The 15,588-nt window shown below is 69.8% G+C and carries 11 protein-coding genes; 9 read left to right on the top strand and 2 right to left on the bottom strand.

From position 1 onward, the window contains the following. Positions 1 to 289: 289 nt before the first annotated feature. Both nrdR and AB0D49_RS01935 read left to right on the top strand, forming a co-directional pair. The gene (gene nrdR, locus AB0D49_RS01940; protein ID WP_362749102.1) at positions 290 to 856 is read left to right on the top strand and encodes a transcriptional regulator NrdR; all 567 of its coding nucleotides are present in this window, start codon (positions 290 to 292) and stop codon (positions 854 to 856) included. A 176-nt stretch (positions 857 to 1,032) separates the two neighbouring features. Continuing rightward, a complete protein-coding gene (locus AB0D49_RS01935; protein WP_362749099.1) occupies positions 1,033 to 3,918 on the top strand; it encodes a vitamin B12-dependent ribonucleotide reductase in 2,886 nt (961 codons plus the stop codon). Between the two features lie 246 nt (positions 3,919 to 4,164). Here the strand turns inward: AB0D49_RS01935 and AB0D49_RS01930 are convergent, their stop codons facing one another. After that, the gene (locus tag AB0D49_RS01930; protein ID WP_362749097.1) at positions 4,165 to 4,698 is read right to left on the bottom strand and encodes a TerD family protein; all 534 of its coding nucleotides are present in this window, start codon (positions 4,696 to 4,698) and stop codon (positions 4,165 to 4,167) included. Between the two features lie 149 nt (positions 4,699 to 4,847). Here AB0D49_RS01930 and AB0D49_RS01925 point away from each other — a divergent pair, with 149 nt between their 5' ends. From AB0D49_RS01925 to AB0D49_RS01905, 5 genes are all read left to right on the top strand, one after another. Then, the gene (locus AB0D49_RS01925) at positions 4,848 to 5,453 is read left to right on the top strand and encodes a YdbC family protein (RefSeq protein ID WP_362749094.1); all 606 of its coding nucleotides are present in this window, start codon (positions 4,848 to 4,850) and stop codon (positions 5,451 to 5,453) included. A gap of 344 nt (positions 5,454 to 5,797) precedes the next feature. Next, positions 5,798 to 6,457, top strand: a complete 660-nt coding sequence (locus tag AB0D49_RS01920) for a histidine phosphatase family protein (protein WP_362749091.1) — start codon at positions 5,798 to 5,800, stop codon at positions 6,455 to 6,457. 12 nt (positions 6,458 to 6,469) lie between these two features. Further along, positions 6,470 to 7,375, top strand: a complete 906-nt coding sequence (locus tag AB0D49_RS01915; RefSeq protein ID WP_362749088.1) for an ADP-ribosylglycohydrolase family protein — start codon at positions 6,470 to 6,472, stop codon at positions 7,373 to 7,375. Between the two features lie 768 nt (positions 7,376 to 8,143). After that, entirely contained in the window at positions 8,144 to 8,845 is a 702-nt protein-coding gene (locus tag AB0D49_RS01910; protein ID WP_362749085.1) for a ribonuclease HII, read from the top strand. Between the two features lie 68 nt (positions 8,846 to 8,913). After that, positions 8,914 to 9,546 (top strand): hypothetical protein, encoded by a 633-nt coding sequence (locus AB0D49_RS01905; protein WP_362749082.1) that lies wholly within the window; start codon positions 8,914 to 8,916, stop codon positions 9,544 to 9,546. A gap of 352 nt (positions 9,547 to 9,898) precedes the next feature. Here the strand turns inward: AB0D49_RS01905 and AB0D49_RS01900 are convergent, their stop codons facing one another. Then, positions 9,899 to 10,534, bottom strand: coding sequence for a hypothetical protein (locus AB0D49_RS01900; RefSeq protein WP_362749079.1), 636 nt, complete (start codon positions 10,532 to 10,534; stop codon positions 9,899 to 9,901). A gap of 418 nt (positions 10,535 to 10,952) precedes the next feature. Here AB0D49_RS01900 and AB0D49_RS01895 point away from each other — a divergent pair, with 418 nt between their 5' ends. Both AB0D49_RS01895 and AB0D49_RS01890 read left to right on the top strand, forming a co-directional pair. Beyond that, on the top strand, positions 10,953 to 13,106 hold the full coding sequence (locus AB0D49_RS01895) for a RecQ family ATP-dependent DNA helicase (RefSeq protein WP_362749076.1): 2,154 nt from the start codon (positions 10,953 to 10,955) through the stop codon (positions 13,104 to 13,106). A gap of 481 nt (positions 13,107 to 13,587) precedes the next feature. Then, a complete protein-coding gene (locus AB0D49_RS01890) occupies positions 13,588 to 15,324 on the top strand; it encodes a DUF4192 family protein (RefSeq protein ID WP_362749073.1) in 1,737 nt (578 codons plus the stop codon). The last annotated feature ends 264 nt before the right edge of the window (positions 15,325 to 15,588 follow it).

The following is a 15,588-nucleotide window of genomic DNA, read 5'->3' as shown; positions in this document are numbered from 1 at the left end:
GTCATGCGCATGCCCCCATCGGAGCGCCGCCTGGCCGCCGGACCGTCTTCGGCGACCGTGCGGAGTGATCCGGTCACATGCTGGTGACCGAGCGGGTGCGCGACACGCGGTTCGACGCGTATGTGTGCGCCGATCCCCACATCTAGTGGTTGGATTGCATCAGCAGCCCAGAAGTTGTGGTCCCCCGGGTCCTCGGGTCTTCGGCGATCGCCTATGCTGGTGGCTGCTTCGAGGGGTCCGGACGGCCTCCTGAGGCCAATGAGTCCGCTGTGAGGAGGGTTGGGAGACCATGCACTGCCCCTTCTGCCGGCATCCGGACAGTCGCGTCGTCGACAGCCGTACGACCGACGACGGCACATCGATCCGCAGGCGCCGCCAGTGCCCTGACTGCTCCCGTCGTTTCACGACCGTGGAGACGTGCTCGCTCATGGTGGTCAAACGGTCCGGGGTCACCGAGCCTTTCAGTCGTACCAAGGTCATCAACGGTGTGCGCAAGGCATGCCAGGGGCGGCCTGTCACCGAGGACGCACTCGCCCAGCTCGGCCAGCGGGTCGAAGAGGCGGTGCGGGCCACCGGGAGCGCCGAGCTGACCACCCACGACGTGGGCCTGGCCATACTCGGCCCCCTTCAGGAGCTGGATCTCGTCGCCTACATGCGCTTTGCCTCCGTCTACCGGGCCTTCGACTCGCTCGACGACTTCGAGGCGGCCATCGCGGAACTCCGGGAGACAAGGAGCCCCACCGTGGGTGGCGAGGCCGCCGACCATGGCGACGGCCCCGTGACGGGGGGCCAGGAGCGTGACCGCGGGCCCGGCGGGACCAAACAGGTCCCGGTGCCCGTCCCCGCCGCCGACTGACCGGAGAAGAACCGGTACCGGACCGCGGCGGACAGCGGGACCGGCCGCATGTGCGGCGGCTTATGTGAAGAACCGTTGCGGGCGGGGCGTCAGCATGCCCGCAATGTCAGACAGAACATCGTGTCACGGGAACAACGGGGCACTTCAGGGCGTTTTCGCCCGTACAGGGAGGCGGCATGACAGAGACGGCGAGCGGTCCGGCACGAGGTTCCCGAGCCAAGGGCGCCAAGGCCAGCAAGGGACTGCGAATCGAGCGCATCCACACCACTCCCGGAGTGCACCCGTACGACGAGGTGGAATGGGAGCGTCGGGACGTCGTCATGACCAACTGGCGCGACGGCTCGGTCAATTTCGAGCAGCGCGGCGTCGAGTTCCCCGGCTTCTGGTCGGTGAACGCGGTCAACATCGTCACCAGCAAGTACTTCCGCGGTGCCGTCGGGACCCCGCAGCGCGAGACCAGCCTCCGGCAGCTGATCGACCGCATCGTGAAGACGTACCGGAAGGCCGGTGAGGACTACAAGTACTTCACCTCGCCCGCCGATGCCGAGATCTTCGAGCACGAGCTGGCGTACGCCCTCCTGCACCAGATCTTCAGCTTCAACAGCCCCGTGTGGTTCAACGTGGGCACGCCCCAGCCGCAGCAGGTCTCCGCCTGCTTCATCCTGTCCGTCGACGACTCCATGGAGTCGATCCTCGACTGGTACAAGGAAGAGGGCATGATCTTCAAGGGCGGCTCCGGCGCCGGCCTGAACCTCTCCCGCATCCGCTCCTCCAAGGAGCTGCTCTCCTCCGGAGGCAACGCTTCCGGTCCGGTCTCCTTCATGCGTGGCGCCGACGCCTCCGCAGGAACGATCAAGTCCGGTGGTGCCACCCGCCGCGCCGCCAAGATGGTCATCCTGGACGTCGACCACCCCGACATCGAGGACTTCATCGAGACCAAGGTCAAGGAGGAGGAGAAGATCCGCGCCCTGCGCGACGCGGGCTTCGACATGGACCTTGGCGGCGACGACATCACGTCCGTCCAGTACCAGAACGCCAACAACTCGGTCCGGGTGAACGACGAGTTCATGACGGCCGTCGAGCACGGCGAGACGTTCGGTCTGCGCGCCCGGATGACCGGCGAGGTCATCGAGAAGGTCGACGCCAAGGCCCTCTTCCGCAAGATGGCCGAGGCCGCCTGGGCCTGCGCCGACCCCGGTATCCAGTACGACGACACCATCAACCACTGGCACACCTGCCCGGAATCGGGCCGGATCAACGGCTCGAACCCGTGCAGCGAGTACATGCACCTGGACAACACGTCCTGCAACCTCGCCTCGCTGAACCTGATGAAGTTCCTCAAGGACGACGGCAAGGGCCACCAGTCCTTCGAGGCCGAGCGCTTCGCCAAGGTCGTCGAGCTGGTCATCACCGCGATGGACATCTCGATCTCCTTCGCCGACTTCCCCACCCAGAAGATCGGCGAGAACACCCGCGCGTTCCGCCAGCTCGGCATCGGCTACGCCAACCTCGGCGCCCTCCTGATGGCCACCGGCCACGCCTACGACTCCGACGGCGGCCGTGCCCTCGCCGGTGCCGTCACCTCGCTGATGACCGGCACGGCCTACCGCCGCTCCGCCGAGCTCGCCGCGGTCGTCGGCGCCTACGACGGCTACGCCCGCAACGCCGACGCCCACAAGCGCGTCATGAAGCAGCACGCCGACGCCAACGGCACGGCCCCGCGCACGGACGACCTCGACACGCCGATCTGGGCCGCCGCCACGGAAGCCTGGCAGGACGTGCTGCGTCTGGGCGAGAAGAACGGTTTCCGTAACGCCCAGGCATCCGTCATCGCCCCGACCGGCACCATCGGCCTCGCGATGTCCTGCGACACCACCGGCCTGGAGCCCGACCTCGCCCTGGTCAAGTTCAAGAAGCTGGTCGGCGGCGGCTCCATGCAGATCGTCAACGGCACCGTCCCGCAGGCCCTGCGCCGCCTGGGCTACCAGGAGGAGCAGATCGAGGCGATCGTCGCCCACATCGCCGACACCGGCAATGTGATCGACGCCCCCGGCCTGCGCCTGGAGCACTACGAGGTGTTCGACTGCGCCATGGGCGAGCGCACCATCTCGCCGATGGGCCACGTCCGCATGATGGCCGCCATCCAGCCGTGGATCTCCGGCGCTCTCTCCAAGACGGTCAACATGCCGGAGTCGGCGACCGTCGAAGAGGTCGAGGAGATCTACTTCGAGGCGTGGAAGATGGGCATCAAGGCCCTCGCCATCTACCGCGACAACTGCAAGGTCGGCCAGCCGCTCTCCGCCAAGAAGAAGGAGCCGGAGACCAAGGCCGCCCCGCAGACCGCCGCGGAGCCGCAGGTCGAGAAGGTCGTCGAGTACCGCCCCGTCCGTAAGCGCCTCCCCAAGGGCCGCCCCGGCATCACCACGTCCTTCACGGTCGGCGGCGCCGAGGGCTATATGACCGCCAACTCCTACCCGGACGACGGCCTCGGCGAGGTCTTCCTGAAGATGTCCAAGCAGGGCTCGACCCTCGCGGGGATGATGGACGCCTTCTCCATCGCCGTTTCGGTGGGTCTCCAGTACGGCGTGCCCCTGGAGACGTACGTCTCGAAGTTCACCAACATGCGCTTCGAACCGGCCGGGATGACGGACGACCCTGATGTCCGCATGGCGCAGTCCATCGTGGACTACATCTTCCGCCGCCTGGCGCTGGACTTCCTGCCGTTCGAGACGCGCTCCGCGCTCGGCATCCACTCGGCCGACGAGCGTCAGCGCCACCTGGAGACGGGCTCGTACGAGCCGCTGGACGACGACGTCGACGTCGAGGGCCTTGCCCAGTCGGCTCCGCGCGCCCAGGAGCTCAAGGCCGTCGCCACGCCGAAGGCCGGAGCCGAGGCGGCCAAGCCCGCCCCCCAGCAGGCCCACACCAGCGCCGAACTGGTGGAGATGCAGCTCGGCATCCAGGCCGACGCCCCGCTGTGCTTCTCCTGCGGCACCAAGATGCAGCGGGCCGGGTCCTGCTACATCTGCGAGGGCTGCGGGTCCACCAGCGGTTGCAGCTGAGCCCCGGGCCGGCGCGCCGGGCACTGTGCCCGGCGCGCGTTGGCTGAGGGGTGAGTGGTGAGGAGGGGCGTCGGCATCGCGTCGGCGCCCCTCCCGCGCGTCCCTGCGCGGCGCGTGCTTCCGGCAGGGTGCGCGCCGGGCGTGCTCCCAGAAATCCCTCGCCAGCGTGCACGAGGAGCACCCAGACGCACAGAGCCCAGGTGGGCGCCGCTGGTCCGCAGGTGGGGGGCGCCGCGGAGCGGGTCGTCAGGAGCGGGCGGTGGAACCCATGGCGCTGGTGAAGGTCGCGGGATCGTCCTCGTATCCATGAACGCCCGGGTGGAAGTCCCAGGTTCCCGATTCCGTGCGCAGAAAATCGCCGACCGTCGCCGCCGTCGCGCCGAGCACGCCACCGAAGTCGTCGGCCGCCAGATCGGTGTACCCCTCACGGATGCGGAGCCTGGGGTTGCTGACGCTGACGAACGTCCGGCGGTCCGGACGCTGCTGGATGACGACCCCGACCACCACCCGCCCGTAGCGCGGGTCCAGCCGCTCGAACTCCACCGTCAGGACCTCGTCCCAGCCGAAGCCCTTGCCGTCCTTGCTGTCCCGGTTGAGCGTGATCGTGCCGTCGGGAGAGCGCTTGTCGAAGTGCACCAGATAGGCGGGCTCGCCCTGTGGATCACTCGTGAGATAGGTCGCCGCCACCAGGTCGAGATCGGTCGACGGCTGCCCCGACGGACTCGGGTCCCACTTGACCGCGATCTCGGCCTTGCGGATGCCCTTGGTGAGGTCGTTCACCGGTTGTGCCCCTTCCCCGTACGTATCCACCGCGAACTGCCCCGTGAACAGGGCCGGTTGTCCATCCTGCCACGCGGCGGCGGGCGCACGCGCGTGTGCGCTCCTACCGGCCGTGACCCATGACACCCCCCTGGCCTTACGATGGCGCGGTGCTGGTCAAGTGGATTCGCTGCACCGTGGTGGACCGCCGGGGGTTCGAGCGGGGACAGCGAAAGTGGGCGGGGCTTCCGGGTGAGCCGGGTTTTCGCGGGCAGGGCGGCGGCTGGAGCCGGATGCGGCCCTCGGTCGCGCACATCTTCACCTTCTGGGAGACCCGCGCCTTCTACGACTCCTTCATGGCCCGCTCCCACGACCGGCTCGCCGCGTCCCAGTCGGGCACGTTCAAGGACGCCCAGGTCAGGCTGTTCGACTACCGCTTCGACGTGAAGACCGGCTTCGAGCCCCGCTTCGTCGACGCCGACCTGATCCGGGTGGCCCTGTGCCGCGTCCATGAGGAGCGGGTCGAGAACTTCACTCTCATGCAGGAGAAGGTCTGGAACCCCGCCATGGCCGGCTCGCCCGGAATGGTCCGCGGACTGTTCGCCGAGGCCCCAGGGCACGAGTTCCTGGTGCTGTCCATGTGGCAGCAGGCCGCCGAACACGGCAAGTACCGCACCGAACGGGTCGAGCGGCTCGCCCTGCGCGCCCAGACCGAGGCGGACGTCGCCGCGCTCACCGGCGACATCGTGGAGATGGAGCCGTCCTGGACGGTGTGAACGGAAGCCGGCCGGGACGGGTGCGTATGTGGGGCTCTCCCGGACGCGGCCGTTCTGGACGGTGAGAGTGGGACCCGTCTCTCGACGGCGGGGGAGCAGCAGCACCGCTCGCCTCCCCCCCCTGAACACGATGCGGACCGGCACCGCGCGGGGAGCCGCAGGGAGCCGTCCACAAAGGACCGGCGTACGTGCGCGGGCGTGGTGGGGTCCGACGCACGAGAGACAGCCGCCACGCGCATGCATCGAGCGGCGCACATGATCCAAGGTGGGGAGATTGTGTGACCTACGCCGTATGGAGCCCCCACGACTGCTCGCTGTCGCGTCCCCCGATCTAGGGTTTCGGCATGGCACGACCACGGCGAATCGTCCTTGTCCGCCACGGGGAGTCAACGGGCAATGTTGATGACACCGTGTACGAGCGTGAACCCGACCACGCGCTGGCCCTGACCGACCTGGGCTGGCGGCAGGCGGAGGAGACCGGGAAACGACTGCGCGAGCTGTTCGGACGCGAGCAGGTGAGCGTGTACGTCTCCCCGTACCGCCGCACCCATGAGACGCTCCGCGCCTTCCATCTCGACCCCGAGCAGATACGGGTGCGTGAGGAGCCCCGGTTGCGCGAGCAGGACTGGGGAAACTGGCAGGACCGCGACGACGTACGGCTACAGCAGACGTACCGGGACGCCTACGGCCACTTCTTCTACCGCTTCGCCCAGGGCGAGAGCGGTGCCGATGTGTACGACCGGGTCGGCGGCTTCCTGGAGAGCCTCTACCGCAGCTTCGAGGCGCCCGACCATCCTCCGAACGTGCTCCTGGTGACCCATGGGCTGGCCATGCGTCTGTTCTGCATGCGCTGGTTCCACTGGACGGTCGCGGATTTCGAGTCGCTGGCGAACCCCGGGAACGGCGAGATGCGGATGCTCGTTCTTGGAGACGACGGCAAGTACACCCTTGACCGCCCATTCGAACGCTGGCGCGATCCGGAGTCGTACGGGGTCACCGGATAGAGTGGCAGGGCGATGACCTTTGACTCCGTTTCCGACAGCCGCTTGGACCGTGCGCTGGCCAGCCTGCGCGGACTGTCGGTGGGGGACGCACTGGGCTCACAGTTCTTCGTCCCGGTGAACTATCCCCTGCTCAAGCGGCGCGAGCTGCCCGAAGGCACCTGGCAGTGGACCGACGACACGGAGATGGCCTGCTCCGTCGTCGCCGTCCTCGCCGCACACCGGCGCATCGACCAGGACGCCCTGGCCGCCTCCTTCGCCGGGCGCCATGACTTCGACCGCGGGTACGGCCCCGCCGTCAACCGGCTGCTGCGCCTGGTCCGGGAGGGCGGCGACTGGAGCGAACTGTCGGCCGCGCAGTTCAACGGGCAGGGGTCCTGGGGCAACGGTGCCGCCATGCGCGTCGCCCCGCTGGGCGCCTGGTACGCGGACGACCCCGAGCAGGCGACCCATCAGGCCGAGATCTCCGCCTATCCGACGCATCAGCACCGCGAGGCCGTGGTCGGCGCCATGGCGGTCGCCGCCGCAGCCGCGCTGGCCGGTGCCCCCGACGGGCCGCCCAGCGCCGAGTCGCTCCTCGACGGCGTCGTCGCCCTGATCCCGAGAAGCGCGGTCGGCGCGGGACTCCGCCGCGCCCGCGACATGCTCGACTACGACGACGCCGCGACCGTCGCCGCCGTACTGGGCTGCGGTCGGCGTACGACAGCCCATGACACCGTCCCCTTCGCCCTGTGGTCCGCCGCGCGTGCCCTCGGCGACTATGAGCGGGCCTTCTGGACGACCGCGCAGGTCGGCGGCGATGTCGATACGACCTGCGCGATCGTGGGCGGTGTGCTGGCCGCGGGTAAGGCTGGCGCGCCGCCGGTCGCTTGGGGCGAGCGGGTGGAGGCGCTGCCGGGGTGGGTGCCGGAGGGCTCATAGCGGGTCGGGTTCTCCGCGGTCCCGGTTGCTCAGAGAAGCGGGTGTGGTGCCCGTCGGATCAGCGGGCACGAGGCCGTGAGGAGGGCGCCTGCTTGCGTCCGGGTGTCGCCTGAGCCATTCCGGTCTAGTGCTGGCTGTGCGTCCCGACGGGACCGCCGAAACTCTCTGTGCGTGATGGGAACTCTCTGTGATCGGCCGGGCGTTCCCCCTGTGTGCGCTGTGTGGTCCGTGCAGGGGCCGCGATTGCGGCGGAGTGCTGGGGGTGAGTGCGGGGAGCGGGTTGGCGTCACTGGGACGTCTGGGGGTGCAGACGGCGGGGTCCGCGGTTGTGGCCCTCACTGTCGTTTCGGGTGTCGTCGTGGTGTGTGCGGCGGTTCTGTTCGCGGCCAGGTTCCGCGTGGTGCAGGGGCATTCACGAATGCGACCTCGCGCTGGTCGAGCGGTTTCACGGGGTGATTTCCGGAGGAGTGGCGGAGTCCCTCAGTGGGCCACTGGAAGGGGTCGTCTCCCGTGGCGTCAAAGGCGGAGAAGCGAAGCACGGCGCGGCGAACGGCCATGCCTTCGACCCCAGCTCGGTGCTGACGGCTACCGCTCAAGAGATTTGTGCGAGCGAAGAGAAGGGGGACGGCTCTCAGGGGACAGCGGACGACTTGGCCAGCCCGCCGCCCCGGCCGAGCAGCAGTTGAGCCCAGCCCTCGGCGGCTCTGTGCGCCACTCGGGGAGGTGGGGTGTCACCGGGCGATCCGGGCGGCGTACGCTAAGGGCGCCATGCCGTACGAACCGCCTACCCACACCGTCGAGCGCTCCCTCCGCGCCACGACCGGAGCGAAGATCATTGCCGGTGTCGACGAGGTGGGGCGGGGTGCCTGGGCCGGACCCGTCACCGTCTGCGCGGCGATCACCGGACTGCGTCGACCCCCCGAAGGTCTCACCGACTCCAAGCTGCTCACTGTCAAACGGCGTACGGAACTCGCCGAGGCGCTGCGTACCTGGGTGACCTCGTACTCCCTCGGGCATGCCTCTCCCGAAGAGATCGATGGGATGGGTATGACGGCCGCGCTGCGTCTGGCGGCCGTACGCGCTCTGGAGACCCTGCCGGTCCGGCCCGACGCCGTGATACTCGACGGTAAGCACGACTATCTCGGGTCGCCTTGGCGGGTGCGCACCGTGATCAAGGGGGACCGTTCCTGCGTGGCTGTCGCGGCGGCTTCGGTGATCGCCAAGGTTCAGCGCGACAAAATGATGGCCGAACTGGGTATCGACCATGCAGACTTCGGTTTTGCGGACAATGCCGGGTATCCCTCACCTGTGCACAAGGCCGCGCTGGAGGAGCGGGGCCCCACCCCGTACCACCGGTTGTCGTGGGCGTATCTTGATGCGCTGCCCCAGTGGCGGCACCTCAAGAAGGCCCGCAGCTGGGCGGAGGGAAGCGTTCCGGAAATCGAGGGTCAGCTCGGCTTCGATTTCTGACGATTCCGCTCGCACGTACGTGCCACCCGCCTGTGTGCGTCGCACCAGTGTTTGATTAACATCAGCTCATGCCTCTCATCCCCGAGGAGCCTCAGATTCACGAGAGTGCCCAGGGTCCCCGCGCCACCCCGGCCAGTGGCCGTACCGCGCCGACCCCCCGTCCTGTACCCGGTCCCCGCCCCGTGGCACCTTCGCGTCCCGGTCGTCCCGGCCCGCTCCGGCCGGCGCCGCCCGTGCAACGCACGCCGCGTGACGTGGCTCCGGCCAAGCCCGCACCGTCGGGCCCCCCTGCCTCCGCCCCGACCTCGGCGGCCCCGCAGATCCAGCTGATCCCGGCCTCCGCCGAAGGCGCCCTCGACGCCGCCGAGGAAGCCGTGGACCTGCTGCTGGAATCGGGCCGCGCCCCCAGTGACGTACTGGTCGTCACCACGGGCGAACAACACCCCTGGGCGGCTCACGAGCTGTCCTTCGGTGAAGCCTCCTATTGGCAGCAGCACGACGCGGGTGACGACGTCTTCTACACCGACGCCGCCGCCCTGAGCCGTGCCGCTTCCCGACCCGTCGTCGTGGTCGCCGTCAATGGCGGTTCCGACGACACCGCCGCGTCGGCGCTGCCGCTGGCCCTCAGCCGGGCGGGAGCCCTCCTGATCGTCTGCGGCGACCCGAAGAAGATCAACACGGTGCTGGGCGTAGGCGTCTGAGCCTGGCCCGGTTCCGGTAGCGAGGCGAAGGCAAGAGAGCTGCCGCCACGCTGGTGAAGGCACGGAGGGCGCACCGGCTTCTGCCCCGACGGGTCGTGCCGGTGCTTCGGCTTGCCCGGGGCTGTGGGACATGGACCGACGGGGGTGTCGGTCCATGCTGTCGGGCTGGTACCCGCCCATCCCCGTGTCCGTCCACCCTGTGTCGGCCCGTCCTGGCGGAGCGCCGACGCTCGGGCAGGGGAGTGGGCGCGGAGCTGTCTCACGCTTGCCTGTCAGTAGGTCCGTGGAAGCGGCTGTCCTGGACGGAATCCAGCGGGGCGGGCCGACCGGACGGGCACGCTGGCCCAGGCCGTCAGCGGGCCGCGACGCGGCTGAGGATCTCCGACGCGGCACCGCCCGTACGCGGCAACGGAGGGGGCGCCTCCGCCGTGGCGAAAGGCTCAGGCGTCGAACCGATGCTGGGACTGCGACCGCCCCGGCCCTCGCCGAGCACCTGCCAGCCGTCCCGGGTCAGTGTGATGTACGCCCCGCACCGCAGCCCATGCAGGGTGCACGCGTCCCGCAGGCCCCACATCCACGCCCCGTCCTCCTCCGTCCAACGCGCGTCGCCCTCCCGGCAGTAGAGCAGCATCGCCGTGCGCACCGGGGTACGGCGGCGCAGGTCGTGCGGGATGACCCGGCGCAGCTGGGACAGCAGGGCGTTGCGCAGCATCCAGCCGTCGGCAGGGGCCGTCCTCCGCTTGAATGAGGCGCTGGCCAGCAACCGCTCGTCGGGGTCGAGCACCGCCACGACAGCGGTGAGCGGCATGGGGCGGTGCCGGGCGTACAGCCCGCTGACGACCTCCCTCGGATTGCGCAGAAGGGGGATACCCGCGGCGGCCCACTCCGCCGGTTCGAGCGTACGGGCCAAGGGGTTGGTGGAGGCGGTGGACAGGTCGGCCGAGGACGACGTGGATACTGCGGAGGACGGAGCGAATCCGAAGGTCACGATCCTCCCTTCGGCTACGCGCCCGCACTGCGGGCGGGGTCTGGTCGGGGGAGCGCACACCGCGGCGGAGCCCTTCCGGATCACGACCGGGCCGTGCGGGGAGCGGACCTCAATTCTTCCTGTCGAACTGAGATGCGGCAACGAGCAAATGGGGTCACCGACCCGTATCGGCTGTGGCGTGGCTTATATCCCTACCCAAACGGTCACCAGGTGACGCAGGGTGCGAGGGCGCATCAGGGTGCCTCCCACGAGGCTGCACATGGTTCCGAACGCTATCGAGTGATGCTGTGCCGCGTCGTGGTTTCGCCCGTTCGGCCTTTGGCCGCAAGGAGCAGTGGTGACCTGCCCGGCCTCCGCGCGCGGCGGGGTACCGGGGTGCGGGTGGCCCATGGTCAGACCCATCGGGTTGCATGGAGACATGGACGACCAGGAGCTGCGCGCCGAAGCCGATGCCATCCTCGCCGAGCTGGTGGGCGACCCGGGAGGGGCGTCGCGGCTGCGCGAGGACCAGTGGCAGGCGGTGTCCGCGCTGGTCCGGGACCGTCGGCGCGCGCTGGTGGTGCAGCGGACCGGTTGGGGAAAGTCGGCGGTGTACTTCGTGGCCACCGCGCTGCTGCGTCGGCGTGGCTCCGGCCCTACGGTGATCGTCTCGCCGCTGCTGGCGCTCATGCGCAACCAGGTCGAGTCCGCCGCGCGGGCGGGCATCCGCGCGCGCACGATCAACTCCGCCAACCCTGAGGAGTGGGACACGATCCACACCGAGGTGGAGCGCGGCGAGACGGATGTGCTCCTGGTCAGTCCCGAACGGCTCAATTCCGTCGACTTCCGCGAGCAGACCCTCCCCAAGCTGGCGGCCACGACCGGTCTGCTGGTGGTCGACGAGGCACACTGCATCTCCGACTGGGGCCATGACTTCCGCCCCGACTACCGCAGGCTGCGGTCCATGCTCGCCGACCTGTCCCCGGGCATCCCGGTGCTGGCCACCACCGCCACCGCCAACGCGCGCGTGACCGCCGATGTCGCCGAACAACTGGGGACCGGCGCCGGAGAGGCCCTGGTGCTGCGCGGATCGCTGGAGCGGGAGAGCCTGCGCCTCGGAGTGCTCCAGCTGCCGGACGCAGCGCACCGGCTCGCCTGGCTGGCCGAACACCTGGACGAGCTGCCAGGCTCCGGGATCATCTACGCGCTGACGGTCGCTGCGGCCGAAGAGGCCACCGCCTTCCTCCGCCAGCGCGGCTTCCCCGTGGCGTCCTACACGGGCCGTACGGAGAACGCGGACCGGCTCCAGGCCGAAGCCGACCTGCTGGGCAACCGGGTCAAGGCACTGGTGGCCACGTCGGCGCTCGGTATGGGTTTCGACAAACCGGACCTCGGTTTCGTCGTCCACCTCGGCTCGCCGTCCTCGCCCATCGCCTACTACCAGCAGGTCGGCCGCGCGGGGCGCGGTGTGCGACACGCCGATGTCCTGATGCTGCCCGGCAAGGAGGACGAGGCCATCTGGCGCTACTTCGCCGACACCGCGTTCCCGCGCGAGCCCCAGGTGCGCCAGACCCTGACGGCGCTGGCCGACGCGGAACGCCCCCTGTCCGTCCCGGCCCTGGAAGCGACGGTGGACCTGCGGCGGACCCGGCTGGAAACCATGCTCAAGGTCCTCGACGTGGACGGAGCGGTCAGCCGCGTCAAGGGCGGCTGGATCACCACAGGAGAGCCCTGGCGCTACGACGCAGAACGCTATGCCAGGGTGGCCCGGCAACGGGCGGCCGAGCAGGAGGCCATGCGCGCGTACGCACGGACCGACACCTGCCGCATGGAGTTCCTCCGCGGCCAACTGGACGACCCGGAGGCCGCCCCTTGTGGGCGCTGCGACAACTGCGCGGGTCCCTGGATCGAGCCCTCCGTCTCCACCGACGCGCTGACAGGCGCCGAACGGGAACTCGACCGGCCGGGCGTCGAGGTGGAGCCCCGTCGTATGTGGCCCACCGGAATGCCCGCCCTGGGCATCGATCTCAAGGGCCGTATCCCGGCCAAGGAGCAGTGCGCCACCGGGCGGGCACTGGGCAGGCTCTCGGACATCGGCTGGGGCAACCGGCTGCGCCCGCTGCTCGCCGACAACGCGTCCGACGGACCGGTCCCCGACGACGTCCTACGGGCCGCAGTGACCGTTCTGGCCGACTGGGCGCGGTCCCCGGGCGGCTGGGCCACGGAGGGGCCGGACGCCGCCCCACGGCCCGTCGGTGTCGTCGCCCTGCCCTCCATGAGCCGCCCCCACCTGGTCGCCACGCTGGCCCGGGGCGTCGCGGACGTCGGCCGTATGCCCTTCCTCGGCACCATCGCGCACACCGGCGACGGGCACGCCGTACGGCGCAGCAACTCCGCCCAGCGACTCAGGGCGCTGTCCGGGACCTTCGCCGTCCCCGAGGACCTGGCCGCGGCCCTGGCGGCCACTCCTGGACCGGTCCTCCTCGTGGACGACTACACGGACTCCGGCTGGACCCTCGCGGTCGCCGCGCGGCTGCTGCGACGGGCGGGAAGCGGGGAGGTGCTTCCGCTGGTACTTGCGGCGGCGGCGTGAGCGAGGTGGGGCGGGCACCTCTGTCCGCCTGATGGGCTGAGGACGTGACCTCTGGCGGGGACAGTGCTGAGGTCGGTCGATGTCCTTGCGGTACGGGAGGACTCCCACGAGGGCAGGCATGTCGGTGACGTACATGTTCTTGCGCACCACATGGCCGAAATCGAGCTGGAGCTATCTCAGGCTCGCCTTGATGTGCAGGCACCGGTCATGACGCGGCGGCGTATCAGATCGGTGTCCTGGGCCTGGCTCGGAACCTCACATGGAACGGACTCGTTCCGGGCGTACATCGGCATTCATCTCCTGTGGCGGCGGATGGTGGATGTCGAATTGTTGAGGCATCGATATGACATCCGGTGGTGAAGAGTGGGCCAGCCCTTGAACGGCTGCTCATGTAGCGGAGATTGACGCTCCGTGACGTGTTCCTGATCGGAGTTATCCACAGGGGCAAGCGGAAGATTGAGTTCCGCGAGATCGTCGAGACATGACGAACCACAGCGAATCCACGGGATCTTTCGACCACGACGACACCAACGCCAGTAGCTTCATCGACGGCACCATCAGCGACGACACCATCGACGACCAGGCCACCCACGGTTACGCCGTAGATGGCCGCGCCGCCAACGACCGCGCGGGACGCGACCGCAAGCAGTCCGGCCAGCAGGGAGACGAGCCCCGGGAGACCGGCAGCGGCATCTCCGCCTACGACGGGCATGGAGACACCCAGCGAGTCACCCTCCGTAGCCCCGGCGAACTGGCCGACGCCCTGCCGTACCTGCTCGGATACCGCCCCGAGGACAGCATCGTGCTGGTCTCCCTGCACAACAAGGACGGACGCGGACGGTTGGGAGGCCGCGCAAGGCTCGGCATCCCCACGAACCCCGACGACTGGCCGTCCGTCGCGAAGCAGCTCGCCCACGGACTGGTGACGGGCAGCAGGCGCCGAGGCAGCAGCCCGGAGCAGATGGTGGCCTACGTCTGCCAGGAACCGGCGCCGGGCGAGACCGGGCTGGACGTCAGGAACAGGCTGTACGGCCTGGCCCAGCACCTACGGGTGGAATGCGGGCTCCTCGACGTACCGGTCATCGAGGCGCTCTGCATCTCCGGAGGCCGCTTCTGGTCCTACTGCTGCTCCCGGCCGGACTGCTGCCCACCCGAGGGCGTCGCCATGGGCCTTCCCGGCACGTCGGTCCTCGCCGCGGCGGCCACGTACGCCGGGTTCCAGGTCCGCGGCACCCTCCGTGAACTACGGGCCAGGCTGATGCCCATGGAGACGGCGTCAGCGCTGGAACAGGAGATCGCGCTGGACAAGGCGGGCATGTCGATGGTTCCCCGCATTCTCGACGCCAACAACAGGGCAGCGGTGGCCACGGAGACCGTGGAACTCGCCGAGCGGGTCATGCGCCGCCTTGCCGACGCGCCCAAGGTGCCGGGCCCACTGCCGGCGGACCTGCGCGACGACACCCTCCTCACCCACGACGAGGCCGCCTCGCTCATCCTCGGCCTCCAGGACCGTACGACCCGCGACCAGGTGGCCGAGTGGATGGAAGGCGATGTCGCCGCACCCGCCCTACGGCTCTGGCGAGCCCTCGCCCGCCGCTGCGTCGGCCCGTACACGGAGCACGCCGCGGCACCGCTCACCCTCGCCGGATGGGTCGCCTGGTCGACCGGCGACGACCTGGAGGCCCGCGAAGCCCTGGCCATGGCGCTGGGCGCCGACACCGAATACCTCTTCGCCCGCCTTCTCCACCAGGCGGTCAACGAAGGGCTCGACCCTGAGGCGATCCGACGCTGCCTGCGGTCGGAACGGGCTGGACGTACCACACGCGACCAGCGGAAACCGCAGTCAGACGGTGCACGTACCGGCGACAGCGCCACGCCCGAGACGGCGTCATCGGGCGGCGGGTCACCGACGGCCGACACGGAATCCGAGGTCTGCCTGCCCCCTTCTGCGGAGGTCCCCGAGGCCCACATGCCAGCCCAGCGTCGCCGCCGCCCGCGTTCGGCCACTGGAGGAAGCAGCGCCTCCTGCACCGCGTCCCCGGAAGGTCGCCCCACCGGCACGCGGCGCACCCCACCCGCTCCGGACCGGACGCGCCCGGCCGCCGCTCGCCCCTCAGGGACGTGCTCGCACCGGACGGCACGCGAACCGCTCGGCACCCCGCTGGCACCTGCCGACGGAGCCCAGACCGGGAACGACGGGACCGATGCGGAGGAGTGAGGGGACGCCACGGACGCCACGCACTCGATGGACTCGATGGACTCGATGGACGCGGACGACCGCTCAGGCGCTGACACAGGCGGTCAGGCAGAAGTTCACCCGCCGCCATTCAGGCACCTCGGACCCCCAAAGGCGTGACCACGCAGAGGGACACCCCGTTCACCTGAGTGGCGGAGCGCCCGGACGGAACACCCGGTTTCACGGAACACGACCCGGGACGCTCGGCCGTCGCCCGCCCCACCCGTCCGACCTGCCCGCACAGCC

This window comes from Streptomyces sp. NPDC048290 (genome assembly GCF_040652095.1).
In the GTDB taxonomy this organism is placed as follows: domain Bacteria; phylum Actinomycetota; class Actinomycetes; order Streptomycetales; family Streptomycetaceae; genus Streptomyces.
Note: the sequence above shows the minus strand (reverse complement) of the source record. Positions and strands in the feature narration are given on the sequence as shown.